Raw genomic sequence first — 26,256 nt, 5'->3', positions numbered from 1 at the left:
GATTAATTTAATTTTATATCTTCTAGCATTTTCTCAACCAAATTAGATTGAGCTTCTTTATTTGCCAGTTGTTCCTTTAATAACTTTTCAGCAATTTCAATTGAAATAGAGGATACTTGATTTCTCAAATCGGCAACTGCGGCTGCTTTCTCACTTTCAATCGTAGCTTTTGCTTGGGCAATTATTTTTTCACCTTGAGCTTCTGCTATATTTTTAGCATCAGCAATCATTTTTTCTTTAATTTCACGAGCTTCTTTTAGCAATTCATCGCGCTCTGCACGCGCAGCTGCTAACAATTTTTCGTTATCAGCTTTTAAGTTTGCCATTTCTCTTTTTGCATTCTCAGCTGAAGCTAAAGCATCTGTAATAGATTCTTCTCTTTTCTTTACCGCTTCTAATATAGGTTTCCAAGCAAATTTCTTTAAGAGAAAAAAGAAAACGATAAAAATAGCCGTTGTCCAAAAAATTAAACTCTCAGGTGCTACAAAATTCATAATATACTATCTTTAAATTTGTTTTTTTACATTAAAAACAGCATCCTGAAACCAACCGTTTCAGGATGCCTTTTCAAAAATTATTTTGCAATTAATGCAACAACTACAGCAAATAAAGCAACACCCTCGATAAGTGCAGCAGAAATAATCATTGCAGTTTGAATTTTTGAAGCTGCTTCAGGTTGACGAGCAATAGCGTCCATTGCTGAACCGCCGATTTTTCCAATCCCTATTCCAGCTGCTAAAGCAGCAATTCCAGCACCAATTCCAGCTAAAATCATAATAAAAAAATTATATAGTTAATATTAAAAAACTTCTATTTTAGTGATGTCCTTCTTCTACTGCTTGTCCAATAAACAGAGCCGACAATAATGTAAATACATATGCCTGTAATGCTGCAACCAATATTTCTAATGCGCTCATGAACAAAACAAATGCTCCTGAAACAGGAGATATGAAGACGGATTTAAATATAAATATCAATGAAACTAAACTCAAGATGATAATGTGACCTGCGGTAATATTAGCAAACAAACGAATCATCAATGCAATTGGCTTTGTAAACATACCCATAATTTCCACGGGAATCATAATCGGAGCTAACCACAATGGCACACCTGGAGTATTAAAAATGTGTCCCCAATAATTTTTGTTGCCACTAAAAATAGTAATCAAAAAAGTAATTGTTGCCATTGTAAATGTAAAGGCTATATTTCCTGTCAAGTTTGCACTAAAAGGGAAAAAAGGAATCAATCCAAACAAGTTATTAACCCATATCAGGAAAAAAACTGTCAACAAATAAGGCATGAATTTTCCGTGTTTTTTTTCTCCAATATTCGGAATAGCAATCTCATCTCTTACAAATATAACTAATGGCTCAAGAAAACCTGTGAGTCCTTTAGGCGCACCATCATTTTTCTTGTATGATTTTGCTACAGCATTAAACAATACAAAAATCAATATAACAGAAAGTATTAAAGAAAAAACGTTTTTAGTAATTGAAAAGTTCACTGGTCTTTGAGAAAAATCCATAACAGACGGGGCTTCAAAATGCTCTCCTTCTACTTTTGATGCAAAAGCATCTGCATAATAAATATTACCATGATATCTTACAAATTCCTGTCCGTTTTTTTCAACTACCACAGAAGCATCTTCATCATGTTTAAATTCGCTTGACATAAAAGTAACCAGACCATTCTTTGTCCAAAGAATTATTGGCAGTGGCAAAGAATAAGAATCACCGTTATAATCAAAAAGATGAAAATCATGTGAATCTGCAATATGATGCTGAATTAATTCAGTAGCGTCAAATTCTTCTATTTCATCAGCAAGAGTTTGGTCTCCATTAGTTGCTTTAGAAATAAAAGGCATTAAAACCACTGACAGAACTAATAAATACTTCATGAACTTTTTTGCGGTCATCATTTTTACTTAGAAATTAAAAATTATGGTCTGTAAAATTTGGTGCAAAGATAAAATTTTTAATTTATAATCAACTGTTAATAATATAAAAAATAAAAACACCTCATATCTCTATAAATCAAACATTTCTTTCTGCTTTGTCTTTCAACAATTGAACTACAAAAACCGTCTCAAAGAGCAAATACAAAAAATAAGGCATAAAGAAAAGTAATACATCTGCCGTATAAGAGCGATCATCTTTTAAAATTATTGGCAATAAAAAGATAACGGACAGAATCATCTTTAAAAAACTGCTTGCCATAAAAGCATATCCTGTATATTGAGAAAAAACGCTATTGATATACGCAACTCCTATATACAACAACAACGTTATCAGAAAAAGAAAGCCATAAATTTCAAGCGTATTGTAGTAATATTCTTGATTTATCATAAGGAAATTCACAATTAACCACTGAATACTTCCTATAGCTACTGTAAAAATCACCAAATATTTAACAAAGCCAAACACCTTTTGTTTCATTATTGTTTATAATTATTATTTCTTTTATCTATTTTATGAACTTGCCTAATTACTAAAAACAAGGATATAAAAACCGATAGCAACGAGCAAATCACAGTGAATAATGAATAAGTATTGGTATATTTTTCATCCAGCCAAACACCTAAATAAATCCCCGCAGCAATAACTATTCCCATTTGAAAAGCTATTCCCGAAAACCGTATATATTGATTTACAGAACTGGTTTGCCGCTTATTCATTCAATAATTAATATATTTATTCCGTTCCTCTCATCTGGCAATTGACTTCGATTTTTGCTCCGGGTTCTACTGATAGTCTTCCAACGGTTATTTCTCCTTTTATCAAAGCGTTGGATTTTAAATGAAGTAAATCGCTTACTTTTATCTTTCCTTCAACCACTCCTTCAATATCGCTGTTTTCACATTCTATATTTCCAATTACTTTCGCAGTGGGTCCCAACACAACCCTTCCCTTTACAATTAAATCTCCTTCCAAGATTCCGTCAAGTCTCAGATCCGCCACAGCCTCTATATTTCCCTTTATGACTGTTCCTTCTACAATGCGGTTTGTTCTTCCTAAAGAATCGACGTAATTTGCTTTTTTTAATTTTTCAAACATACTTTCTTTCTTTTTCTTATGGTATTGGCGTTTCTGAAATCTCTTGTACAGCTTTGTAATTATCCCAATTTTTCTTGATTTGTACTACTGAATAATCCTCGGCTGTTATAGCATAAAGAATACCTTCTGAATTTCCTGTCAGTTTTTGTATTGCATCTTCCGCATTTTCCTTACTCGTAAAGCCGTGCAATACAAAAAACACAGAATCTCTCGTATAAAAATCTTCTGAAAACTTAATTCCTATATAGGCGTTTGAATTGGCATAATCAATCATTTTGCGTTTCATTTCTCTTCCGACACTGTCTTTAACCGGACTTTCAAATACAATTTTCCATCGATTGGATACCTCTTCCGAAAAATTCTTTGCTTCTAAAGCAGGGATATTAACTGCCAGAATATTTGCCGCTTCTTTTCCTTCGGGAGTAGAGCTATAATTGAGCGCAACAAAATTTAAAGCTTCTTTATACTTTTCCAATCCATCAATACGAGCTGTAATATTTGCCTTTAACAGCTCAAATTTACTCACAAAATCTTCGTTATCTAAATTGTCCAATGTATTTTCAACTTCGCGAAAAGCCTGTAAATAGTCTCCGGTTTGGTATACTTTAAACACGTTTGCATACACTTGTTCCGGAGCCAGATCACTCGCGGATTCTATTGCCATATTTTGCAGTAATTTTGCATATCTGGAATCTGGATGCTGGGTTGTGATTGTATTTTTTACAGCCATCGCTTTTGCCGGATCTATTTCTTCATAAATTTTATACAGCTTATACAGTGTTGGCAATACAAGCTTTTCTTCCGGATCAAATATCAACAAAGACTCAAACTTTTCAGCTCCCATTTCATGTTTTTTAAACCGTTCACTATAGATTGATCCTAACTCGAAATAAGCCTGATCGCGGTCTTTTTTGAGTTGTGCTATCATCGTAGAGTCTACAGGAATCTGATTGATGTACCCTTCTATATCGTATCTTGCATCTTCCGGCTCACCGACGGTTGGTTTTTCTTTTACCTGTTCAGCAACTTGTTCTTGTTCTCCCTCTGAGTCCGCTGTTGCAGGAGATGATGAGGATGAAGAAGATGACCAACGCCAGTTATCTGCTAAACCTCTATTTCCCCAACGTTTTTTAAATTCTATTTTTCCATAAGAAGTCGCTTGAGTAGAATAAAAATAGAAGGATGTTTTTCCTCCTGAAGCAACTCCGCTTCCTCCGGTTGCAAAATCTATTGCATCTCCAAAGCTCGGCATATTAAAATAATCCTGATTTCCGGCTTTTCCCTTTAGATTAGCTTGTAGTTTTCTAAAATCTTCTTTTCTTAATTCGTCTACGTAATTTTGAAAATAAGCCGTACGCTGCTCTTGATTCATAGCAACCAGATTGAGAATACTATCATTATTATGAGCGGTTTGCTCTAACTCCACAACTTCTCTTAATGATTCTCTTCGCTTTGCAATATCAAAAGTTTCTTTTGCTTTTGGCGGCAATACAGCTAATGCACTGTCATAATACTGACCTGATAATGCGTACCCTGCTGTATTAAAATAGATTTGTGCAATATCAATATAGTTTCTCGCTTTTAATTGCTGATCTTCTCTCCCATGCTTTACAGCTTCTTTCAGATATTTCAACGCTTGATTCGTATTCTCTCTATCTTCATAAAAAAGCCCGACCTGTCTGTTAAGTATATCTAGATAAGGGCGATTTTCTCTATTGTTAAGCAACTTTTTGTATTGATTTAAAAAATCTACAGAGTCAATCTGCTGACCTCTTCTTAACTGAAATTGACTGGCATGAGCCTGCATTACATACAACCGTGGAGATTTTCTGTTTAGTTCTATTACTTTTTGAAATTCCTGATATGCCTCCTCTTTCTTATTTAATTTACCATATAATTGCCCCAGAATAAACATATACCTTGCCTGTTCTTCTTTATTTGGCGTTATTTCAACAGCGGATTTTAAAGCTGTTGCCGCATTATCAATTTCCGAAATATTAATATACCCCTGAGCCAACGTAGCATATGCATCCGCCTCTACTTGCTTGTCCATTCTGCCTTTGCGCTCTTTGATCAACTCGTTGAGATTTTTAATTGCCAAATCATCATACTTTAACCGCAAATTGGTTTTTTCTCGCCAAACTTTAGCTGCGTTTATTTTATCGCTTTCCTGATATTTAAATAAAATATAATTAAAAGCTTCCAAAGCGGGAATAAATCTGCCGTCATAGTAACGCGATTTACCCAACAACAAATAAGCTTCATCCATCTGGAAGTTTCTTTCTCTTCCCCGGATATCCATGGAATGTTTCTGGATGGCTTTTACAGCTTTGTCTTCTGCTCTTTCAAACCCGCTAGTCGTCTCTTCTTCAGTCATTCCGGGAGCTTCTCCTTCAAATGAAAAATTATCAAAAATTGAGCCTTCTTTAGACTCCAGGCTTTGTCCTTTTCTAAATTCTTTTTCCGGATTTACCTTAATATCAATCCTTTCTATTGGCAATATATCCCAGTAATCATCAAAATACCCTTGTTTCAAAGCCTCTAATGCTTCTTCATATGCCAGATTTCCGTGGAATAAAATATTGTATTTGGTAGTCAATGCATGATATCCTCTGTTGAGCATTTTATCCTTTTTTACAGAACAAGCTACCACAAAGAACAACACGACAGGAATATAAATATATTTTAAAATATTCTTCACTTTCAAATCTATCAAACTTTACTTAAAAACTTTTAAATCTTTATTTTAGTATATAAGTGCGTTGTAAAAATACGTTACTTTTTTCTACCAATCATTATCTTAGACCAAAATAAAGAAAGCCTGCTTAAATAAAAAACTTAAACAGACTTCTTTACTAACTAACTCAACTAATATAATGTGCTCTACACGGATTCTGTTGCGAAAAAACTTTCCAGTTCCTGAAAAGTACTTTCCCTTGTTAATACATCCTTAACTAACAGCCCTTTATCTAAAGCGATTATTCGATCGGATACTTCAAAAGTATGTTGCAAATCATGACTTGAAATCACTATTGTAATCTCACTGCTTTTCATCTTTTGTTTAACCAGTTCTTTTAACCTTATTTGAGTGGTAGGGTCTAAATTAGCAAACGGCTCATCCAAAATCACCAACTCCGGATCTCCCATAAAAGCAGCTGCAATTCCCACTTTTTTCTGATTACCTTTTGAAAAATCACGGATAAATTTTTTCTGATTTAAAACTTCACCGTTAAAAAGGTACTCGTGTTCTTTGATATAATCAAAAATCTGCTGTTTATTCATTCCTCTCAGTTCTCCTACAAACAAAAAGTATTCTTCCGGCGTGAGATAACCTATCAGAAAAGAATCGTCAAAAAACGAACCGGTATAGTTCTTCCATTCCTCACTTTCATTAACAGCTATACCCTTAGATAAAATCTGTCCGGATGTCGGTTTAATCAAATCCAGTAACAAACTAAAAAAAGTTGTTTTTCCTGCTCCGTTATTTCCAACCAAACCAATACTCTGTCCTTTAGGTATTACGAGACTGTCTATATTAAGAACCTGTTTTTGATTGTAAACCTTAGTCAACTTTTCAACTGTAATCATGGCTTTTCTGAATTAATTGTTTTCTTTAAATGACTTTAAAGTATCGTATTTTTCTTTCTTATATATTTTTTCAATGTAACCGAATGCTTGTTTTTGGAAAAACATTCCGGCAATTCCAACAAGTACTAAAACTGCAATTCCACCCCAAAAAGCATAAATTAAATTTCCTATAACAAATAAAATAATGGGTAAAATTACTTTAGGAAGCGATATCAGCATCACTTTTAAGTTAAAGGCATTTTTATCGCCAAATACATTTTTATTTGCCGTCAGATCCATTGGCGATTTCATATATGCTCCTCCCCATAAAACGACGTACCCATTAATTCCCACATTAAAAATACCCATGGCAATGATCAGATAAAAGAGGTTCATATCAAAAAAAGCATAGAAAAAACAAAAAAGAGTAGACAACAATGTTCCTAACGCAATGATCAGCCACTTTGACTTCAAGTAATTTTTATAGGTAATATTTTGCGTCATCATTAACGGGTAATAAGAGGAATCCCAACTGGGCACGTATTGACCATACAACATCAAAAAACCTCCAGAAACAAAAAAGGCTACAAAAACTAAAGAGTAAATAGAATTTGTTTCTCCCTCACCAAATCTCAACAACAAAAAACCATAAAACAAAAACAGTACGCTTAATAAAACCGTTGTTTTAGCACGTTTGTTGCGTATAATTAAACGAATATCATTCTTTAAAAACAAAGCATGTGTGCCAAACCGATCCAGCCACGACATTTCCTGTGTTTTGGCTTCTTCTACTTTGGCAGTCATCAGATTGTCTAAATACAAATTAGACAAGTAATACCGATGCGTTGCATAACTTAGTATCCCCAATAATAAAAGGGGTATAATGATCAAAAATGGATAATGATAAACGCTCAAAAACACATATTGTGTGTATATAGTTACATCAAACAGATTGTAATACTGCAAAAAGCCTCCCAGAATAAAGAATACAACAATAGAATAAAATACTTTTTTATATGATTCTGATAAAATATTGACAAAATGCATACAGCATATATACAGATAAGTACCCGTTATCCAAAGAATAATCTGCGCACTGTTTTCTTCATTCATGATGCAGGCAATTGCAAAAGGAACCAAAAATAATAACTGTATAAAGTTAAAAGGGGAAAAGAATGTCTTTCCCACAAAAAAGCTTACTATCTTTTTTCGGGGAATATTAAGCGTCAATAGTGGTTTGATATTTGCTGTTGGCAATTTTTGCATCAAAAATCTCATAACAAGCTCAACAACGAAATAATATGTTAAATATCTGCTTATAAAATTAACCGGATTTTCATCTGGAAAACTTTCATTAATAAGCGGATAAGCCCCAAATCCTAACGCTAAAAACAAAAAACCAAAATATACGATTCCCAGCCATTTAAAGATGGTAACCCATACATCCAATTTTTTAGTTCCTCTTTTAACTCTCTTTTTTTCAAGTGCAACAAGCGCCTTATGCATAGTGTTTCGTAATGTTATTTGTATATTAGACTGTATTTATATTTTTTTGTTACAGTTTTTGTATATTTTTTCTTTAAAAAGGTTTCTTGGAAAGGAAGCAACCGTTATGCTCTCCTCTTAATGCGGACAAAAATTTTATATTTGCAAAAAAAATCCATGAAAAAAGATATAGAAATACCCCTAGTGAAGGATATTGAAATAGTGATAGTCAAAGAATTCAATACAGATTTTCAGCAAGATGCGTGGTATGCTTATTTGTTTAACAATTCTAATCTACCGATTGAAGCCGTGATGATTGTTTCTGAAGCAGAAGGAATCATAGATGGAGAACGAAGAAAATCGAGTTTATTCCGACATGCTTTTCCTCTGGTATCACAAAACCAATCACAAAAAATAGAGCTGTTGGATGAAAATATTTTTCAACTTACCAATACTTTTATGCTTTCCTTTTTTCAAAACGGAAAATTATTTGATAAAAAGTATTCTTTTTCGGCAGGCTCAATAGGAGATGAAAAACTAAAAGACCTGTCCTTTACTGATAAAAAAGGAATTACTGCACAATAGTTTTCAACTTGTTTTTAGTCGTTTGACCAGTAACTAATTTATAATCAATCCAATTGATTGTTTACGTAAATTAGTTTCTCTAATTCTATTAAAAACGTTTAAACTATGAAAATCAAGCACCTATTATTAATTAGTGGCTTTATTGCTATTTTGACTATTCTATATGCCTTTACTTCTAAGGCGACCATTACGGATAAGGTAATGAATGAGAGCGAATGGAAAAACCTAAAAGTACTGCCTTCCACTATTTCAAATGACAGCCTAAAAACTTTGATGAAAGGATACAATAAGGCTTTAGGGGTAAAATGCAATTACTGTCACAGCGAAGACCCGAGCGGAAAAAAAGGAGAGTTGGATTTTGCCAGCGACTCCAAAAAAGAAAAAGAATTTGCCCGACACATGATTTTAATGACGCAAAAGATTAATGCCGAAAACTTTAATTGGCAAAACAGTCCTGAACCAGAAAAAATAGATGTAGTTTCCTGTACAATGTGTCACAGAGGAACAGCAAAGCCCTCCGAAAGTTTGAAATAATAAAACTATTATGCAATAAACCCCTGACAGTTTTTTTGTTTAGCAAAAACTATCAGGGGTTAGATATTCAGCAATTTATCTATTTTTAAATTTCTTTCGTTTTAGGAGGAAACAGAAAGGAAGCAACTACCGAAAGGACTAAAACTCCTATAATTACAGAAAGAGAAACGGTAGATTCAATATGTACAAAGGGAGAAATAATCATTTTTATTCCGATAAATGACAAAATAATTGCCAGTCCATACTTGAGTTTTGAGAATCTATCCATAAAGTTTGCAAGCAAGAAATAAAGCGAACGCAATCCTAAAATAGCAAAAATATTTGACGTATAAAGGATAAACGGATCGTCAGGGGCAATAGCAAATATTGCCGGTATGCTGTCTACTGCAAAAACCAAATCTGTAAATTCTATCACCATCAGCGCTACAAAAAGCGGGGTTACCATTTTTATTCCGTTTTGAACCGTAAAAAACTTATCTCCGTCATACTCTTTACTCACTTTAAAGAACCGGTGCACCATACGCACTGCAAAGTTTTTACTTAGGTCTTCTTCATTGCTGTGGTCATCACTGGCAAACCAAGATTTAATACCAGAAACGAGAAGAAATACACCAAAGATGGTTAACACCACATTAATCTGGATTTCTTTTCCCCAAATCGTCATTGCAGGCAAATAGGTGTGATTAATCAATTCTACTCCGGCAAATATAAATATAGCTCTAAAAATCAAAGCTCCTATAATCCCCCAAAACAACACTCGATGATGTAGTTCTTTAGGAACCTTAAAAAAGGTAAATACTAAAATAAAAACAAATAAATTGTCTATTGAAAGAGCTTTTTCTATCCAGTAGGCAGATTGAAATCTGGCAAAATTTTCAAAATCCATGTAGTAATAAATAACTCCGCTAAAACACATTGCCAATCCAATCCAAACCACAGTCCAAATCAAAGCTTCTTTTGTAGACACTACATGGCTGTTTTTATTAAAAACGCCTAAATCCAACAAAAGCATAACAAAGATTACAATGCCGAAAACGAATAATAACCCGGGATGGTTAATTAAATGATCCATATTTTATTTATTTAAGTCTCCAAAACTACGGTATTAATATTCCTCCAAGGAAATTTAAAGTAAAACACTGTAAACCATAAAGTTAATACATATATTGCTTGCTTTAAAAAAATAAAAACAAGAAAGCAACTTAATGAATACCAATAAGTTGCTTATATAAATGTAACGAAATTAGTTTACACGTGACAAGAATAAAAAAATCAATCTAATTTTTCTGTTAGTTTTCTAAAAGCTTTCTTAGGATTTCCTCCATTATACAAAATGTCATACACAGCATTGATAATGGGTGTTTTAGCGCCGTATTTTTTATTGAGTTCATAGGCGCTTTTTGTAGCGTAATATCCCTCTGCAATCATATTCATTTCCATTTGAGCAGATTTTACAGTATATCCTTTTCCTATCATATTTCCAAACATTCTGTTTCTGGAAAACAATGAATATCCTGTTACCAGCAAATCGCCTAGGTAAGCAGAATTATTAATATTCCTCTTCATTTTATGAACCTTTTTAATAAACTTTTTCATCTCTCGGATGGCATTGCTCATTAAAAGAGCCTGAAAATTATCGCCATATCCCAAGCCATGTGCTATTCCGCAAGCAATAGCATAAATATTTTTCAGCATGGCAGCATATTCTGCTCCAACAATATCATCCGTCAGCTTTACTCTGATATAGTGACTGCCTAAGCAATTTTCTATAACCTCTGCGTATTCTTTATTTTTACAAGCAATCGTCAGGTACGACAAACGTTCCAAAGCAACCTCTTCTGCATGGCAGGGTCCTGTAAGCACCGCAATATTATCATACGGTACATTATAGGTTTGATGAAAGTGTTCCCCGACAATCAAACTTGTTTCGGGAATAATTCCTTTTATTGCAGAAATAATCACTTTGTTTTCCAAACTTTCTGTCAGGCTTTCCAGTTCCTGACTTAAAAATGCTGATGGAATGGCAAAAACAATATAATCCGCATTGGTGATCGCCTCATTTACATTATTAGTTATAGAAAGCTTTTCAACATCGAGTTCTACAGAACTTAAATAATTTGGATTGTGGTAATTCAGCTTTATTTCTTCAATAGCGTTTTCATTGCGCATATACCAAGCTATATCAGTTAAATTTTCACTTAGCATTTTTACGATAGCGGTTGCCCAGCTCCCCCCTCCAATTACCGCAAATTTCGGATTGTCATTCATGATTGTTACACTATTATTGCGCCAAAAGTAAATAAAAAACCTTTTTCAAGCAATTGAACACCTATTGGTTTTTAATGCAATAAAATAAAAATACCTTAACAAAAATACAAAAAAACCCCAAAAAACCAATTAAAGAACCTAAAATAATATGTAAAATATTTTTTTGAACCCAATAAATTAATTAAAAACAAATAGACAAACCTTTCCTTTATTTATCTATTTTAGAAGATATTAACACATAATAAATCAAAATAACATGAAGCTATATTTATAAAAAAAGTATATTTCTATTTTTTATAAAATAAATTGTGATCTATATACTCCCATACTTGTTTATCTAACAAGGGTTTAATATTCTTTCCTTCTTTGATGGCATTTCGGATAAACGTGGCAGATATTTCCATAACAGGAGCGTTTTCAACTAATTTTATTCGTGAATGTTTAAGAAGCGGATTATCTTTCATTTTGTCTTCAAAAATCCGCGGATACACAAAAATATCATACCTGTCCAATAGAGTTTCATAGTTTTTCCACTTTGTGAACGTATTCAAATTATCTTCTCCCATTAATAAGGCAAATTCATGTTTTGGAAAGCGCTCGTGCAAGTGCTCCATCGTATTTACGGTATAGTTAGGCTGAGGCAGATGAAATTCAATATCGGATGAACGGAGATAATCGTAATCTTCAACCGCCAGATTTACCATGTGTAAACGATGATAATCTTCCAACAATCCTCTTTTCTTTTTATGTGGACTATGTGGTGTTACAACCATCCATACCTCATCTAGCTCAGTATATTGAACCATGTGATTGGCAATTACCAAGTGCCCGATGTGAATGGGATTAAAAGTACCAAAATACAGCCCTATTTTCATCTTTTGATTATTTTAAAAACTCTTTTACCAATTGATAAGACTCTTCCTTAGCTACCTCTAAATCATAATTTTTTATAATCAGATCAAATTGAGGCGCTGTAGCCAGCTCAACAGATGCTTTGGCAATGCGCATATTTATTTTATCTTCACTTTCGGTACAGCGCTTTTTCAAACGAATTTTTAGTTCATCAATACTGGGCGGCTTTACAAAAACAGCCAGCGTTTCGTCCGGAAACTTTCGCTTAATGCGTAACCCTCCCGCAACGTCTATATCAAAAATAACATTTTTGCCTTCACTCCAGATTCGTTCAACTTCAGATTTTAAAGTTCCATAAAAATTGTCCCTATAAACCTCTTCCCATTCCAAAAAATCTTCGTTTTTAATATGCTGCTTAAAATCGTCCAGCGAAATAAAATAATAATCCTTTCCGTTTATTTCTTCGCCGCGTGAAGCACGAGAAGTACAAGAAATAGAAAACTCCAAATTCAAATCTTTTTGAGCTAACAAATGTCTGACAATTGTTGTTTTTCCAGAACCGGATGGAGCTGAAAACACAATCAATTTTCCTTTTTTCGTCATAAAATCGATCTATTTTTTAAAGAACGTTGAGTACCTGTTCTTTTATTTTTTCTAATTCGTCTTTCATCATTACCACTACCTTTTGCATTTCGGCATGGTTTGATTTAGAACCCATCGTGTTAATTTCTCTTCCCATTTCCTGAGCAATAAATCCTAATTTTCTGCCATTTGCCTCTCCTCTTTCTAAAGTTTCTTCAAAATAATCGAGATGCTTGCCCAAGCGGACTTTTTCTTCAGTAATATCCATTTTTTCAAGGTAATAGATCACCTCTTGCTCATATCTGTTTTCATCAACCGTCAATTTCAGTTCGTTCAGATTATTGCGCAGACGTTCTTTCACTCCCACAATTCTTTCTGCATCCAATTCAATTATCTGCTCCATGTATTGCCGAATATTTTCCACCCTTATTCTAAAGTCTTTTTCTAAAGACGATCCTTCACTGGTACGAAATTCATTAATATTTTTAAGTGCTTCTTTGATAACTGTTTCAATCTGCGCCCATTCATTTTCATCCAACTCTACACGCTCCACTTTTAAAGAATCTGGCATTCGGACTGCCATTTTCATTAATTCCGTTTCGTCGGCATTTGGAATAATCTGACGCATTTGCTGAATGTATGATAGGACTATAGGACCATTAATCTTACTTGAGGTTTCTTCTGCCGTAACTTCACTATAAACCGAAAAATCGACTTTTCCTCTTTCTAGTTCCTGCGCAATCAGGTTTCTAAGCGGGAGCTCTTTTTCTCTGTAAGTCAACGGTAAACGAACATTTAAATCTAAGTTTTTACTGTTCAAAGACTTTACCTCAACTGTAATTTTTTTGGTTGGCAACTGCATACATGCTTTACCAAATCCCGTCATGGAATGTATCATATACTTAAAATAATAACTGCAAAGTTAAGCAAAACTCACAAAATGAAAGGAGTAATTTCTATATAAATCAGGTTTTTAAACAGCCTTTATACTCGTTTTCATTTACTTTTAGCATTAATCTTATTTTCTTTTTTATTACCCTTGTTTTATCTGGCTTATTTTTATAATAATTTTAAGGTACCTATATATAAAAACAAAAGGCTGCTAAACAAATGTCTAACAGCCTTTTTAGTGTTACTCCTTTTCCTTTTCACCTTTTATGCACAATTATTCCACTTCATAGGAGATAACCAAAACAACCATAACTCTTCTTATAAATACATTTGCCAAAATTTTACTTTTGACAGATTTCATCTGAAATTTTCAGATAAATAAAAAAGGCTTTCATAGCAATTATTCCCTCTTTGTTATTATTAAGACAACACGTTTATTATTTAGTCACAAATATTATGCAGAAAAATAAAATTTTAACATCTACTTTATTTAAAAAAACGAACCCATATATACAACAAATTAATATTCAGCCCTATATTTATATTTTGTTATGCAGTTTTTAAAGACAAAAAAATAGATTAAGAACATGTTAAAGGGCAGATTAGGATTAAATCGCGATATTTCGCACTATAAATTATTATATTGAAGATATGTTTATTCTTTTAGGAATCATTTTTATTGCTGCAATAGGCATCACCGCTTTCCTTCAGCACCCCTTATTTGGCAAAAAGGCGAAAGACATTCGTTTAGAGAAAATTAAGCAATCTAAAAACTTTAGAGGAAATCAGTTTCAAAACTTATCCAAAACCCCTGCTTTAGCAGAAGGAGTTTTCTATTACGATGCCTTAAAGGACATTTTGTTTTCAAAGGTAAAAGCGACTAAACCAACAAAGAGCATTCCACATATAAAAACAGATATTAATCAATTAAAACTTACTGAAGATTATCTGGTGTGGTTCGGGCATTCGTCTTATTTTTTACAGGTAGATCAACAAAAAATAGTAGTAGATCCTGTTTTAACAAAAAATGCCTCGCCTCTATACAATACTAATGTAGCTTTTAAAGGAGCAGATTTTTTTAATACAGCTATATTGCCCGCGATTGATTTCCTTATTTTAACACACGACCATTACGACCATTTAGACTATACTACTTTTAAAGAAATTAAAAATAGAATTTCTAAGATTATTTGCCCGTTAGGAGTCGGAGCGCATTTAGAATATTGGGGATTTCCAGCGGAACACATTATTGAACTAGATTGGTATGAAAATATTATTCTTAATAAATCAATACAGCTTACCGCAACTCCTTCACGACATTTTTCGGGGCGAGGATTTAAGCGAAACAATACTCTATGGGCGTCTTATGTATTAAAATCGGAAAAATTGAATTTGTTTTTGGGCGGCGATAGCGGATACGATACGCACTTTAAAGCTATTGGAAAACAGTTTGGACCCTTTGATATAGCTATTCTCGAAAATGGACAATATGACAAAAAATGGAAGTATATCCACTTATTGCCAGAAGATTTGCCTAAAGCTTGTTCCGATCTAAACACTAAACGACTGCTGCCTGTCCATAATTCTAAATTCAAACTGGCAAACCATCCGTGGAAAGAACCTCTGCAAAAAATAACCGAAAATGCCGGCAAAATTTCTGAAACAAAAATAATGACTCCCAAAATTGGCGAAATCGTTTATTTAAACAACGAAAATCAAGCGTTTGAAAATTGGTGGGAAGCTATTGAGTAAACGGTAGTATTTTCACCATTTAACATACAACTTACAACAATAAAACCTACAACTTATTTGCTTGTTGAATGGCTTCTTCAACTACTTTTTTACTGTTACCTACATAAATATTGCCATCTATAAACATAACCGGACGGCTCAAAAAGGTATAATGCTCTAAAATCAGATCTTTAAAATCCTCTTCTCCAAGATTTTGGTCTTTCAACCCTCTGCTTTTGTACAACTGTGCGCGTTTGTTAAACAACTTTTCATAACTGCCTGTTTTTGCAAACATTTCTGCCAACTGTTGTTCCGTTACAGGGTTTTGTTTTATTTCCTGCAATTCAAAACTATCAATTTCAGACATCTCACCTAAAATTCGTTTACAGGTTGTACAGCTGCTTAAATAATATATCTTTCTCATCTTAAATATCTTTAACCTTTATGATGTGTACCGGACAAACTTTTTCTGCTTGTTCACATCCCTCCAATATACTGTAATCAGAAGATTTTAATGTATAAAAGCCCTTATTGTTAACAGATCTGAGCAAAACGGTTTTTCCGTCTTTTTTCGACATCTGAAATTGCCGGGGAGCTACCTCAACGCAATAATTGCAACCAATACATTTATCTCGCTGTAAAGTTACAACTATCATTGCGCTTCTACAATTTTATACAATTTATCAGACATCCTTACTCTAAACGGCAGTTTTATAGTACAATCATCTCCTTTAGTAGCGCGTTCGGCAGCCTGTTCATTTACCAGCATTTCGTCAACAATCACTTCTTTAGCTCCTGTACTTGATCCGGTAACCAGTATCTTATCACCTACTCTAATGTCATAGGCCTCTATCTTAAACTCTCCCACGGCAGCTTTTTGAAAATAATGTATCGCCTTACCCACATATACCTTTTTTTGTGTTGCATTACTGCCCGGATTATCACTCCATTCGCCCAATTTCTGCCCTAAATAATAGCCGCTCCAAAATCCGCGATTATAAACTGTTTCAAGAGCTTTCATCCACTCTTTCACTTTGTCTTTAGTATAATTTCCTTCCGCCACAGAGTCAATCGCAGCCCGATATGTCCGTATAACAGTAGCAACATATTCAGGAGCTCGTCCTCTTCCTTCTATCTTTAAGACTTTAGCCCCGGCAGCAATTACCTGATCCAAGAAGTCAACTGTACATAAATCTTTTGGCGACATCATATACTCGTTATCCAATTCGATTTCAAAACCGCTTTCCTGATCAATTACTGTATATTTTTTTCGGCAATTTTGCTTGCAAGCGCCTCTATTAGCTGAAGAATTATGCGAATGCAGACTCAAATAACACTTCCCGGAAACCGCCATACACAATGCGCCATGCCCGAATATTTCAATTTCAACCAAATTGCCAGACGGTCCTTTGATTTGTTCTCGTTCGATGGCTTCGGCAATCTTTTTTACCTGACGCAAACTCAGCTCCCGCGACAAAACAATAGTATCTGCAAACAGACTGTAAAACCTAACTGTTTCAATATTGGTAATGTTTAGCTGTGTTGAAATATGAACTTCCAGTCCAATAGCCCTTGCCGAGGCAATTACCGCCTGATCTGAAGCAATTACTGCTGTCAGTCCGGCTTCTTTTGCTTTGTTCAACAAGGTTTTTACAATGGACAGATCGTGATCATAAATTATTGTATTCACCGTTAAATAAGTTCGAACATTTTTTGTCTGACAACGCTTGGCTATTTCTTGTAAATCATCAATCGAAAAATTTACGGTAGAACGCGCTCTCATATTTAGCTGATCCACACCAAAATATACGGAATCTGCCCCATTGTCCAGAGCGGCCTGCAACGATTCAAAATTGCCAGCAGGAGCCATCAGTTCAATTCTTCCCGAAACTGTCATTACGTCTATTTATTATTCTGTGATTTTAAATAGCTGATCGTTTTTGCGCACACGAAAGTTCAACGTCATTGTCATTCTATCTCCTTCGTTTGCAATTGCAACTTCTTGTCCGTTTACCATCATGTGATCAAGCGTTACTCTTTCATCCCCTGTCGTTGGCCCAACAATGGCAATTTTATCGCCCAATTTAATTTCTTTTTCTATCAGAAATTGTCCTACTCCTGCTTTTGTAAAATAATGCTGTACAGTTCCTACAAGAATTTTTCGCTCGGCTTGTTTTTTGCGGATCTGAGTTACCGCTGCAACTTTCACTGCCTTTATCTCTTCAAAAACATTGCGCTCTTTTTTGAATTTTAAAGCTTCCGAGCGTCCTTTTTTAAAGATCAGATTTCCTTTTTGTATTCCTTTTCGCAACCGTTTTTGTTCTTCAACAGGCAATTGGATAATATCCAAACATTCATCTGAACAGCAACCGTGCATTTTTTCGGCACATTCATCGCACTGGATAAAAAGTAAATGGCAAGCTTCATTAGCACAGTTTACGTGAGTATCACAAGGTTTTCCGCATTGGTGGCAATGTGCAATAACATCATCTGTAATGCGTTCTCCCAAACGGTGGTCAAATACAAAGTTTTTCCCAATGAATTTACTTTCCAGTCCTTCAGCTTTTACCTGTCGTGTATATTCTATAATTCCTCCTTCAAGCTGATATACATTTTTAAAGCCGTGATGCTTAAAGTAAGCGGAAGCTTTTTCACAGCGAATACCACCTGTGCAATACATCAATAAGTTTTTTTCTTCTTTGATATCCTTCAGCTGATTTTTTATAATAGGCAATGACTCGCGGAAAGTATCTACATCCGGAGTTATTGCTCCTATAAAATGTCCAACTTCACTTTCGTAGTGATTTCTAAAATCCACTACAATTGTATTCGGATCTTCTAACAGCTGATTAAACTCTTTTGCTTTTAGGTGTATTCCTTTATTGGTAACGTCAAAAGTATTGTCATTTAACCCATCAGCAACAATTTTATTTCGTACTTTTATGGTGAGCTTTAAAAAAGAAAGGTCGTCTTGCTCAATCGCTACATTTAGACGAATGCCTTTCATAAAGTCATACTCCTCCAAAGTATCTCTGAAAGCTTCAAATTTAGATGCCGGAACAGACATTTGTGCATTGATTCCTTCATGAGCAACGTAAATGCGCCCTAAAGCGTCCAAAGCATTCCATGCTAAAAATAATTCATCTCTAAATTGTTGAGGGTTCTCAATGTTGGCATACGCATAGAAAGACAAAGTCAAACGGTTTTCACCTGCTTGTTCAATAAGTTGTGCTCTTTCTTCTGCGCTTAATGTGTTATACAGTTGCATGCTATAAACTTTTTAAGTGTAGAATATTAAAAAAACGTTTTCGAAATTCTAAAATGGAAGAATTTCGGCACAAAGATAATATTTTGATTATTAAACTACAAAATCGGGGATTAAGAAGTTATCTTGCTTTTTTCTTTTTGGTTGGTTTACAATTCTTGCAAAAATCGCTCAGGTTTTCTATTTCTTCCAAAACCTCTTGATGGAATTGAGCTAATAGTTCTTTATTTTTACCCCATTCAACCTCATTAGAAACTTTGCTGATTTTTACCAGCACTTCATTGTTATATTTTTCAACAATTGATTTACAAAAATCTATATTAGAAAAAGCATTTTTACTTTCGTAAAGCTCTTTTCTCGTTTTCCTTGCATATAATTCCGATAAATCAAACTGATATTGTGCTAAATGTAACAATTCCATAGCAGAAACCTCATCAGAAGCCGATAAGCTGGCTGCTTCTTTTTTAAATAAGCATACTACATCTGCATTAAAATTCTTTTTTGCCATAAATGCCAAACTGCTCATGCCAAACTGAAAATCAAACCCTACAGGCATTGCTAAAGCAGGTCTGGTATTCTTTTCTATTTTGGTTGCAGGCGATTTAAAATCGGTTAATTGCAGTTTATAATCCTTAGTCCACTCTATAGCTTCCTGAGAAAAAGCTAATGATGACATTGCCCAAACAATAATATAAAAAATGTATTTCATACGTTAACGATTAAATCGTCTGTAAATATATCGCAAAAAAAGCTCACAAAACCAGTTTATTGTTTTCCATAATTACACCTTCCTCTTGAAGTCTGAATAAATTGTATTACTTTTACAATATAATTTTACAGTTTAAAAAATGAGCGCAGACAAAGAAGCCAAATTAAAAGCGTTGCAGCTAACGCTGGACAAACTAGACAAAACCTACGGCAAGGGAACGGTAATGAAACTTGGAGATACTGCAGTAGAAGAAGTAGAAGTAATTTCTTCGGGCTCGCTTGGCATTGACTTAGCTTTAGGCGTTGGAGGTTATCCGAGAGGAAGAGTGATAGAGATATACGGCCCGGAGTCTTCAGGAAAAACTACCTTAACGCTACACGCCATTGCAGAAGCACAAAAAGGAGGCGGCATAGCTGCCTTTATTGATGCAGAACATGCTTTTGATCGTTTTTATGCACAAAAATTAGGCGTTGATATTGATAATCTAATCATTTCTCAACCAGATAATGGTGAACAAGCACTGGAAATTGCAGAAAATTTAATCCGATCAGGTGCAATTGATCTGGTAGTTATTGACTCAGTGGCTGCACTTACGCCAAAAAGCGAAATTGAAGGTGAAATGGGTGACTCTAAAATGGGACTGCACGCCCGATTGATGTCACAAGCGTTGAGAAAACTAACATCAACTATCAGCAAAACCAACTGTACTGTATTTTTCATCAACCAGTTAAGAGATAAAATCGGGGTAATGTTTGGAAACCCTGAAACTACAACCGGAGGTAACGCTCTTAAGTTTTATGCCTCAGTGCGTTTAGACATCCGAAAATCTACTCAAATAAAAGACGGCGACAACGTTACAGGAAACAGAACAAAAGTCAAAATCGTTAAAAATAAAGTAGCACCTCCATTCAGAACGGCAGAATTTGACATCATGTATGGTGAAGGAATTTCAAAAGTAGGCGAAGTGCTGGATATGGCTGTAGATTTTGACATTGTTAAAAAAAGCGGATCCTGGTTTAGCTATGGCGATACAAAATTAGGACAGGGAAGAGATGCTGTAAAAGGCTTAATTAAAGACAACCCTGAGCTAATGGAAGAACTTGAACAGAAAATCAAGGAAGAAATCAAAAACCGAGAATCATAATAAAAAATCCGGACTTTTTATCAAGTCTGGATTTTTTTTTGGATTTCCCATATAGTTAACTGATTCAGTATAATCTGACGTGTTTTTTCTTTGAGGGCTCTTTTATCCTCCTGATGGAGACCTTTTGTTTCTACAAAAGGGTGAACTGTAACAGGAACTTTTCCGGGAAACCCTTTACCAAAATCAAAAGGAAAATAATGTTTCAGGTATCCAAAAGATATAGGTACTATAGGTATTTGATGCTCTATTGCCAATCTGAAAGCTCCATCTTTAAAGGTATCAAGAACAACCCTGGTATCGTCAGGAACACCACCCTCTGGAAAAATACAAATACTGAGACCTTGGTTTAATCTTGCCTGTGCTCTCTTAAATACTTCATATTTGCTTTTTGAGCTGCCTCTGTCAACCAAAATACAAGTTTTTTTATAAAAGAAACCGAACAGTGGCAGTTTAGCAAGTTCTTTTTTTCCTACAAAAACAAAAGGATTGCCTTGGACTAAAATATACATCAGCATAATATCCATCATAGAGGTGTGATTGGCAACAAGCATATAGCTCTTTCCTTTTTCCAAAGCCTGAAGTCGTGTTACTTCGTAACGCATTCCCATGCCAAAAAAAATCATTTTTGCCCAAAGGCGAGCTACTTTAAAAAAATACGGATAAGTTTTTTCTGTCCAAATCGTCAGCAATAAAGCAGGAGACAACAACAAAATCACCACAAGCATCCACAAATAAAACCAAATACGCCAAAGCACACTCAAAATTGTTTTGATAAATCCCATGTTTTATAGCTGTTCTGTATAAATATTAAGTATCAAATTTAAGTATTTCAGTCATTAAAAATAATATCGTAACTCAAAAAGTGAATGAATAAGTTTCAAAAACTTTATCTTTGTTTCTTATTTCAATAAATTTCACACAATGGCTAAAATTCTAACTGGAGTTCAAAGTACCGGAACTCCACATTTAGGGAATCTCTTGGGAGCTATTCTGCCTGCAATTGAAATGGCAAACAGCAAAGAGAACGAGTCTTTTATTTTTATTGCCAACTTACATTCGGCAACACAAATTAAAGACGCTAAAACATTAAAGGAAAATACCTATAGTGTTGCGGCAACTTGGCTGGCTTGTGGTTTAGATGTTAATCACGTAACTTTTTACCGCCAGTCCGACGTACCTCAAACGACTGAGTTAACGTGGTATTTAAGTTGCTTTTTTCCATATCAGCGATTGACATTGGCTCATTCGTTCAAAGACAAAGCTTCTGTTCTTTCAGATGTGAATACCGGACTTTTTACTTACCCGATGCTAATGGCAGCAGATATTTTGTTGTATGACGCAGAAATTGTCCCTGTAGGCAAAGATCAGCAGCAGCACATTGAAATAACCAGAGATGTTGCTTCGCGTTTTAACAATCAAATGGGAGAAACTTTTGTTTTACCGGAGGTCAAACTTTCTGAAGATGTAATGATTGTTCCCGGAACAGACGGCAACAAAATGAGTAAATCCCGAAAAAATACAATTAACATCTTTCAGAACGATAAAACGTTGCGAAAAGAAGTAATGAGTATTGAAACGGACAGCACCTCTTTGGAAGAGCCTAAAAGCCCTGATAACTGTAATGTATTTACGCTTTATAAACTGCTTGCATCTCCAGAACAGATTGCTCAAATGCGGACTAATTACGAAGGTGGAAATTATGGATACGGACACGCTAAACAAGCTTTGTTTGAATTAATCACTGAACAGTTTAAAACCATTCGCGAAAAATATGATTTCTACATCAATAATCCGGACGAGGTAGATAAGCTGTTGGCTATCGGGGCTGAAAAAGCATCTCAAATAGCAACCCAAACTTTACAACGGGTTAGAGAAAAGTTAGGTTATTAATATTTTTTACAAAATCCGGCTGTAGTAAAAATACAGCCGGATTTTTTATTCTACAATTTCAAAATATTTTCCAGGCAGGGGAGCCACTGCTCCTTTTAATTCCAAATTAAGCAACGCCGTACTTACTTTATAAATCGGCATGGCGCAATCTATAGCTATTACATCCAATAGTTCTTTTTTTCGGATTTTTAAAAAGTCGTATATTTTCTGTTCCTCTTCATTGAGATCTAAAAACAATTTCGGTTGAATTTGCTTTTGTTTAACCGGAGCGCAATCCCAATTCAAAGTTTCAATAATTTCCTTTGCCGATGTTAGCAATTGTGCTCTATTTGTTCTGATAAGTTCATTGCAACCAGCACTCATTCTATCTTGTACCCGTCCCGGTACAGCAAATGCATCCCTGTTATAATCGTTGGCAAAAGAAATGGTTGACATAGAACCGCCCTTTAACGCACTTTCAATTACGATGGTTGCCTTTGTCATTCCCGCCACAATCCGATTGCGTTTAATAAAGTTTTCCCTGTCAATTTTATCTGTTATCCAAAACTCCGACAACAGTCCTCCTCCTCCTTTTTCCATATTTTTTGCGTAATGGAAATGTTCGTCCGGATAAATTTTATTCAATCCGTGTCCTAAAACGGCATAAGTTATCACGTTATTGTTTAACGCTGCCAAATGCGCACTGATGTCAACGCCGTAAGCCAACCCGCTAACAACAACCGGGTTGTAATCTTTAAGTCCCTCCAGTAATTCTGCACAAAAATCCAAACCTCTTGTAGTTGGCTGTCTGGTTCCCACAATACTTATTATTTTGTCGGTATTCCAATTGCAGTTTAAAGTATTGCTAAAAAGCAGAATTGGCGCATCCGGACAGTGATTCAATAATTCAGGAAAACGTTCATCTTTATAGTGTATAACTGTTATATTATTTTGTTTAATATGCTTCATTTCTGTTTCCGCCAATTCAAAAACTGTGCGATTACTTAAATTTTTAATTAGCGTTTCACTAATCCTACCCGCCTCGATTAGTTCTTTTTTAGCAGCTTTAAAAACAGCTTTTTCTGTTCCAAAATATTCCACTAGACGCCTCGCGGTTATTGCTCCGATTCCCGTAACTTTTTGTAAAGCCAAACTGTAAAACAATTGTTCTTGATCCATTTCAAAAATTAAAAGCATTAATATAGTCTCTAAAAGGTACTATTTTTATAGGGATATTTATAATTTATTTATCAACATGTAATCTCTCTATGATTGTTCTTTTGTTAATAACATTTGTGAATATTTTTTTGTTCCGCCTATTGTTTACTGTATTTTTGTGTTATGGGAATTGAAAAACACATATCAGCTTTATTATATCGGTATCAATGCGTTATTGTACCAGGGTTTGGCGCTTTTTTAACTGAAATTCAGTCGTCTTATTACGACGATAAAAAGCAAATCTTTTTTCCTCCTCAAAAACGAGTTTTATTTAATGTAAATATAACCCATAATGATGGCTTACTAGCCAATCATATTGCTAATCAGGAAAAAATGTCTTACGATCAAGCCACCGAACTGATAAAAAATTCCATAAACAAGTGGTCTGAAGAACTCAACTCTTTCGGAATGCTTAAACTATCCCCTATTGGTGTTTTAAATTCAAATAATGAAGGCGGATTGGTCTTTGAACCTTCAGTAAACAGCAATTTCCTTGCCACTTCTTTTGGTCTATCTGGTGTTGTATCTTCTGAAATATTAAGAGAAAAAGAAGCGCCAGCTCCTGTAATTCATATTAATTCAGCTCCGCAAGTCAATAAAAAACCAAACCGATACACCTTTTTAAGATATGCTTCTGTTTTTACTTTAATGGCTGGTATTGGCGGTATTCTGGTTAATAACGGTTACAATGCCTACCTGTCAGATCAAACACTGGCAATAGAAAAAAGTGTACAGACCAAAGTTCAACAGCAATTACAGCAAGCAACTTTTGTTATCGAGCCTGACTTAGAAGCTATCACATTATCTGTAAAGGATAAATCAGAAGTTCCTATGCCTTATCATATCGTAGCCTCTGCTTTTAGAAGCGAAGCCAACGCACAAAAAGCAGTAGAGCAATTAAAGGCAAAAGGCTTTGAACAAGCAGTATTCCTGGAAAAAAACCGACATGGTATGTATCCTGTTTTATACTCCAGTTATATCAATCAAGAAGAAGCTCAAACAAGATTAAAAGAAATACATAAAACCATTAATCCGGATGCATGGATTTTGGTTCAATAAAAAGTTAAAGAAAAAGTCCCTAAACTTAAAGTTTGGGGATTTTTTCTTTAATGTAAGTATATTTGTGCCAAAACTTTTGATATGAAAGCAAAATTAGTATCCGAATCCGCTACTTTAACTACTGATTTGGTTTTAACAGGAGAAACCAATCCTTTAAATAATATGTTTGGAGGAGAACTTTTAGCTCGTATGGATAGAACCGCAGGTATCGCTGCACGTCGTCATTCTCGACGTATATGTGTTACGGCTTCTGTTAATCATGTGGCTTTTAACCGACCAATTCCGTTGGGAAGCGTTGTTACAGTCGAAGCAAAGGTTTCAAGAGCCTTTAAATCTTCTATGGAAATTTACCTCGACGTTTGGATTGAAGATAGGGAAAACGGCTCAAAACAAAAAGCAAATGAAGCCATCTATACTTTTGTTGCAGTGGATGATACGGGAAGTCCGGTAGGCGTTCCGGAAGTAATTCCTGAAACAGAATTGGAAAAACTACGCTATGAAGCAGCACTAAGAAGAAAACAGCTGAGTCTCGTTTTAGCAGGGAAAATGAAACCTTCTGATGCAACAGAATTAAAAGCACTTTTTAATGAATAAACACAATATGAAAAAATCATTTCGGTTATTAGTTCTTTTATTTTTTGTATTCCAATTAACAGCAGGGTACTCTTGGGGAACAACAGGACACCGTGTAGTTGCGGAAATTGCGGAAAGAAATCTATCTAAAAAAGCAAAAAAAGAAATCAAAAAACTTATTGGAAATCAAAAATTAGCCTATTGGGCTAATTGGCCAGATTTTATAAAATCAGATCCTTCATGGAAATTTGCAGACAGTTGGCATTATATCAATTTAGCAGGCGATTTAGACCGTGTTTCCTTTGATATGGCTCTCGAACAATCAACTGATGAAAACTTATATAAAAAAGCTTTGTATTTGATTGAGGAGCTTAAAACCAAAGATTTACCTTTAGCAAAGAAACAACAATATCTTTACTTTATTATTCACCTTATCGGCGATGCACATCAGCCGTTGCACATCGGCAGAGAAGAAGATTTAGGCGGAAACAGAATAAAAGTAGAGTGGTTCAGAAAACCTACTAATCTTCACAGTGTTTGGGATTCATCCTTAATCGACTTTGACAAATACAGCTTTACCGAATATGCTGAAGTTTTAGATATTCACAACAAACAATACAATCAAAATTTAACGAAAGGTTCTTTCGCTGACTGGATTTTTGATTCCTATATGCTCTCTAACAAAATATATGATGGAGCAGAACAGGGAGATGCTCTTAGTTTTAAATATCATTTTGACTACAAATATGACCTTGAAAACCAGCTTTTAAAAGGCGGCTTAAGGCTTGCAAAAATTTTAAATCAGATTTTTCAATAAAAAAAACCAGAGTTTGACAACTCTGGTTTTTTATTTTTTACTAATATCTTTAT

Annotated in this window: 29 protein-coding genes; 8 read left to right on the top strand and 21 right to left on the bottom strand. The window is 34.5% G+C overall.

Annotated elements, in window-relative coordinates:
- Positions 1-2: 2 nt before the first annotated feature.
- The 9 genes from C8P70_RS07225 to C8P70_RS07185 all read right to left on the bottom strand — a co-directional run bounded on the left by C8P70_RS07225 (position 3) and on the right by C8P70_RS07185 (position 8,127).
- Positions 3-494, bottom strand: a complete 492-nt coding sequence (locus C8P70_RS07225; RefSeq protein WP_133712668.1) for a F0F1 ATP synthase subunit B — start codon at positions 492-494, stop codon at positions 3-5.
- Between the two features lie 80 nt (positions 495-574).
- Complete coding sequence (gene atpE, locus C8P70_RS07220) at positions 575-775, bottom strand: ATP synthase F0 subunit C (RefSeq protein WP_133712667.1); 201 nt, start codon at positions 773-775, stop codon at positions 575-577.
- 40 nt (positions 776-815) lie between these two features.
- Positions 816-1,916: a F0F1 ATP synthase subunit A gene (gene atpB / locus C8P70_RS07215; protein ID WP_133712683.1), complete on the bottom strand. Its 1,101-nt coding sequence runs from the start codon at positions 1,914-1,916 to the stop codon at positions 816-818.
- 118 nt (positions 1,917-2,034) lie between these two features.
- The gene (locus C8P70_RS07210; protein WP_133712666.1) at positions 2,035-2,436 is read right to left on the bottom strand and encodes a hypothetical protein; all 402 of its coding nucleotides are present in this window, start codon (positions 2,434-2,436) and stop codon (positions 2,035-2,037) included.
- On the bottom strand, positions 2,436-2,675 hold the full coding sequence (locus tag C8P70_RS07205; RefSeq protein WP_133712665.1) for an AtpZ/AtpI family protein: 240 nt from the start codon (positions 2,673-2,675) through the stop codon (positions 2,436-2,438). The genes C8P70_RS07210 and C8P70_RS07205 overlap by 1 nt, the downstream gene beginning before the upstream one ends.
- Positions 2,676-2,691: 16 nt before the next feature.
- A complete protein-coding gene (locus C8P70_RS07200; protein ID WP_133712664.1) occupies positions 2,692-3,054 on the bottom strand; it encodes a bactofilin family protein in 363 nt (120 codons plus the stop codon).
- Between the two features lie 16 nt (positions 3,055-3,070).
- Positions 3,071-5,755, bottom strand: a complete 2,685-nt coding sequence (gene porW / locus C8P70_RS07195; RefSeq protein WP_243832684.1) for a type IX secretion system periplasmic lipoprotein PorW/SprE — start codon at positions 5,753-5,755, stop codon at positions 3,071-3,073.
- Positions 5,756-5,937: 182 nt separating this feature from the next.
- Positions 5,938-6,642 (bottom strand): ABC transporter ATP-binding protein, encoded by a 705-nt coding sequence (locus C8P70_RS07190; protein ID WP_133712663.1) that lies wholly within the window; start codon positions 6,640-6,642, stop codon positions 5,938-5,940.
- 12 nt (positions 6,643-6,654) lie between these two features.
- Positions 6,655-8,127: a DUF5687 family protein gene (locus tag C8P70_RS07185; RefSeq protein ID WP_133712662.1), complete on the bottom strand. Its 1,473-nt coding sequence runs from the start codon at positions 8,125-8,127 to the stop codon at positions 6,655-6,657.
- Positions 8,128-8,283: 156 nt separating this feature from the next.
- On the opposite strand from C8P70_RS07185, the gene C8P70_RS07180 reads away from it, so the two are divergent.
- Both C8P70_RS07180 and C8P70_RS07175 read left to right on the top strand, forming a co-directional pair.
- Complete coding sequence (locus C8P70_RS07180) at positions 8,284-8,691, top strand: hypothetical protein (RefSeq protein ID WP_133712661.1); 408 nt, start codon at positions 8,284-8,286, stop codon at positions 8,689-8,691.
- Positions 8,692-8,796: 105 nt separating this feature from the next.
- Positions 8,797-9,225 (top strand): c-type cytochrome, encoded by a 429-nt coding sequence (locus C8P70_RS07175; protein WP_133712660.1) that lies wholly within the window; start codon positions 8,797-8,799, stop codon positions 9,223-9,225.
- 85 nt (positions 9,226-9,310) lie between these two features.
- Here the strand turns inward: C8P70_RS07175 and C8P70_RS07170 are convergent, their stop codons facing one another.
- The 5 genes from C8P70_RS07170 to C8P70_RS07150 all read right to left on the bottom strand — a co-directional run bounded on the left by C8P70_RS07170 (position 9,311) and on the right by C8P70_RS07150 (position 13,813).
- Positions 9,311-10,297: a TerC family protein gene (locus tag C8P70_RS07170; RefSeq protein WP_133712659.1), complete on the bottom strand. Its 987-nt coding sequence runs from the start codon at positions 10,295-10,297 to the stop codon at positions 9,311-9,313.
- A gap of 200 nt (positions 10,298-10,497) precedes the next feature.
- A complete protein-coding gene (locus tag C8P70_RS07165; protein ID WP_133712658.1) occupies positions 10,498-11,493 on the bottom strand; it encodes an NAD(P)H-dependent glycerol-3-phosphate dehydrogenase in 996 nt (331 codons plus the stop codon).
- A 287-nt stretch (positions 11,494-11,780) separates the two neighbouring features.
- Complete coding sequence (nadD, locus tag C8P70_RS07160; RefSeq protein WP_133712657.1) at positions 11,781-12,368, bottom strand: nicotinate (nicotinamide) nucleotide adenylyltransferase; 588 nt, start codon at positions 12,366-12,368, stop codon at positions 11,781-11,783.
- A 7-nt stretch (positions 12,369-12,375) separates the two neighbouring features.
- A complete protein-coding gene (gmk, locus tag C8P70_RS07155) occupies positions 12,376-12,948 on the bottom strand; it encodes a guanylate kinase (RefSeq protein ID WP_133712656.1) in 573 nt (190 codons plus the stop codon).
- Positions 12,949-12,964: 16 nt separating this feature from the next.
- Positions 12,965-13,813: a YicC/YloC family endoribonuclease gene (locus C8P70_RS07150; protein WP_133712681.1), complete on the bottom strand. Its 849-nt coding sequence runs from the start codon at positions 13,811-13,813 to the stop codon at positions 12,965-12,967.
- Positions 13,814-14,469: 656 nt separating this feature from the next.
- Between C8P70_RS07150 and C8P70_RS07145 the strand changes: the two genes are divergently transcribed.
- On the top strand, positions 14,470-15,570 hold the full coding sequence (locus C8P70_RS07145) for an MBL fold metallo-hydrolase (RefSeq protein WP_133712655.1): 1,101 nt from the start codon (positions 14,470-14,472) through the stop codon (positions 15,568-15,570).
- 46 nt (positions 15,571-15,616) lie between these two features.
- On the opposite strand, the gene C8P70_RS07140 is transcribed toward C8P70_RS07145, so the two are convergent.
- The 5 genes from C8P70_RS07140 to C8P70_RS07120 all read right to left on the bottom strand — a co-directional run bounded on the left by C8P70_RS07140 (position 15,617) and on the right by C8P70_RS07120 (position 19,523).
- Positions 15,617-15,973, bottom strand: a complete 357-nt coding sequence (locus tag C8P70_RS07140; protein WP_133712654.1) for an arsenate reductase family protein — start codon at positions 15,971-15,973, stop codon at positions 15,617-15,619.
- Between the two features lies 1 nt (position 15,974).
- On the bottom strand, positions 15,975-16,205 hold the full coding sequence (locus tag C8P70_RS07135) for a ferredoxin (protein ID WP_133712653.1): 231 nt from the start codon (positions 16,203-16,205) through the stop codon (positions 15,975-15,977).
- A complete protein-coding gene (locus tag C8P70_RS07130; RefSeq protein ID WP_133712652.1) occupies positions 16,202-17,446 on the bottom strand; it encodes a peptidase U32 family protein in 1,245 nt (414 codons plus the stop codon). Before C8P70_RS07130 ends, C8P70_RS07135 begins: the two co-directional genes overlap by 4 nt.
- Positions 17,447-17,458: 12 nt before the next feature.
- Complete coding sequence (gene trhO, locus C8P70_RS07125) at positions 17,459-18,817, bottom strand: oxygen-dependent tRNA uridine(34) hydroxylase TrhO (RefSeq protein WP_133712651.1); 1,359 nt, start codon at positions 18,815-18,817, stop codon at positions 17,459-17,461.
- Between the two features lie 118 nt (positions 18,818-18,935).
- The gene (locus tag C8P70_RS07120; RefSeq protein WP_133712650.1) at positions 18,936-19,523 is read right to left on the bottom strand and encodes a hypothetical protein; all 588 of its coding nucleotides are present in this window, start codon (positions 19,521-19,523) and stop codon (positions 18,936-18,938) included.
- A 139-nt stretch (positions 19,524-19,662) separates the two neighbouring features.
- On the opposite strand from C8P70_RS07120, the gene recA reads away from it, so the two are divergent.
- The gene (gene recA / locus C8P70_RS07115; RefSeq protein ID WP_133712649.1) at positions 19,663-20,667 is read left to right on the top strand and encodes a recombinase RecA; all 1,005 of its coding nucleotides are present in this window, start codon (positions 19,663-19,665) and stop codon (positions 20,665-20,667) included.
- Positions 20,668-20,687: 20 nt separating this feature from the next.
- On the opposite strand, the gene C8P70_RS07110 is transcribed toward recA, so the two are convergent.
- Complete coding sequence (locus C8P70_RS07110) at positions 20,688-21,449, bottom strand: lysophospholipid acyltransferase family protein (RefSeq protein WP_133712648.1); 762 nt, start codon at positions 21,447-21,449, stop codon at positions 20,688-20,690.
- A 139-nt stretch (positions 21,450-21,588) separates the two neighbouring features.
- On the opposite strand from C8P70_RS07110, the gene trpS reads away from it, so the two are divergent.
- Complete coding sequence (trpS, locus tag C8P70_RS07105) at positions 21,589-22,557, top strand: tryptophan--tRNA ligase (protein ID WP_133712647.1); 969 nt, start codon at positions 21,589-21,591, stop codon at positions 22,555-22,557.
- Between the two features lie 45 nt (positions 22,558-22,602).
- Here trpS and dprA read toward each other — a convergent pair whose 3' ends face one another.
- Positions 22,603-23,733 (bottom strand): DNA-processing protein DprA, encoded by a 1,131-nt coding sequence (gene dprA, locus C8P70_RS07100; protein WP_243832682.1) that lies wholly within the window; start codon positions 23,731-23,733, stop codon positions 22,603-22,605.
- A 144-nt stretch (positions 23,734-23,877) separates the two neighbouring features.
- Between dprA and C8P70_RS07095 the strand changes: the two genes are divergently transcribed.
- The 3 genes from C8P70_RS07095 to C8P70_RS07085 all read left to right on the top strand — a co-directional run bounded on the left by C8P70_RS07095 (position 23,878) and on the right by C8P70_RS07085 (position 26,203).
- Positions 23,878-24,813, top strand: a complete 936-nt coding sequence (locus C8P70_RS07095) for an HU domain-containing protein (RefSeq protein WP_133712646.1) — start codon at positions 23,878-23,880, stop codon at positions 24,811-24,813.
- A gap of 81 nt (positions 24,814-24,894) precedes the next feature.
- Entirely contained in the window at positions 24,895-25,407 is a 513-nt protein-coding gene (locus C8P70_RS07090) for an acyl-CoA thioesterase (protein ID WP_133712645.1), read from the top strand.
- Positions 25,408-25,414: 7 nt separating this feature from the next.
- Positions 25,415-26,203 carry a S1/P1 nuclease gene (locus C8P70_RS07085; RefSeq protein WP_133712679.1) on the top strand — a complete coding sequence of 263 codons (789 nt, stop codon included), beginning with the start codon at positions 25,415-25,417 and terminating at the stop codon, positions 26,201-26,203.
- Positions 26,204-26,256 lie beyond the last annotated feature (53 nt).

It is taken from the genome of Myroides indicus (genome assembly GCF_004364575.1).
Taxonomy (GTDB): domain Bacteria; phylum Bacteroidota; class Bacteroidia; order Flavobacteriales; family Flavobacteriaceae; genus Flavobacterium; species Flavobacterium indicum_A.
This window is presented reverse-complemented; position numbering and strand designations above follow the sequence as displayed.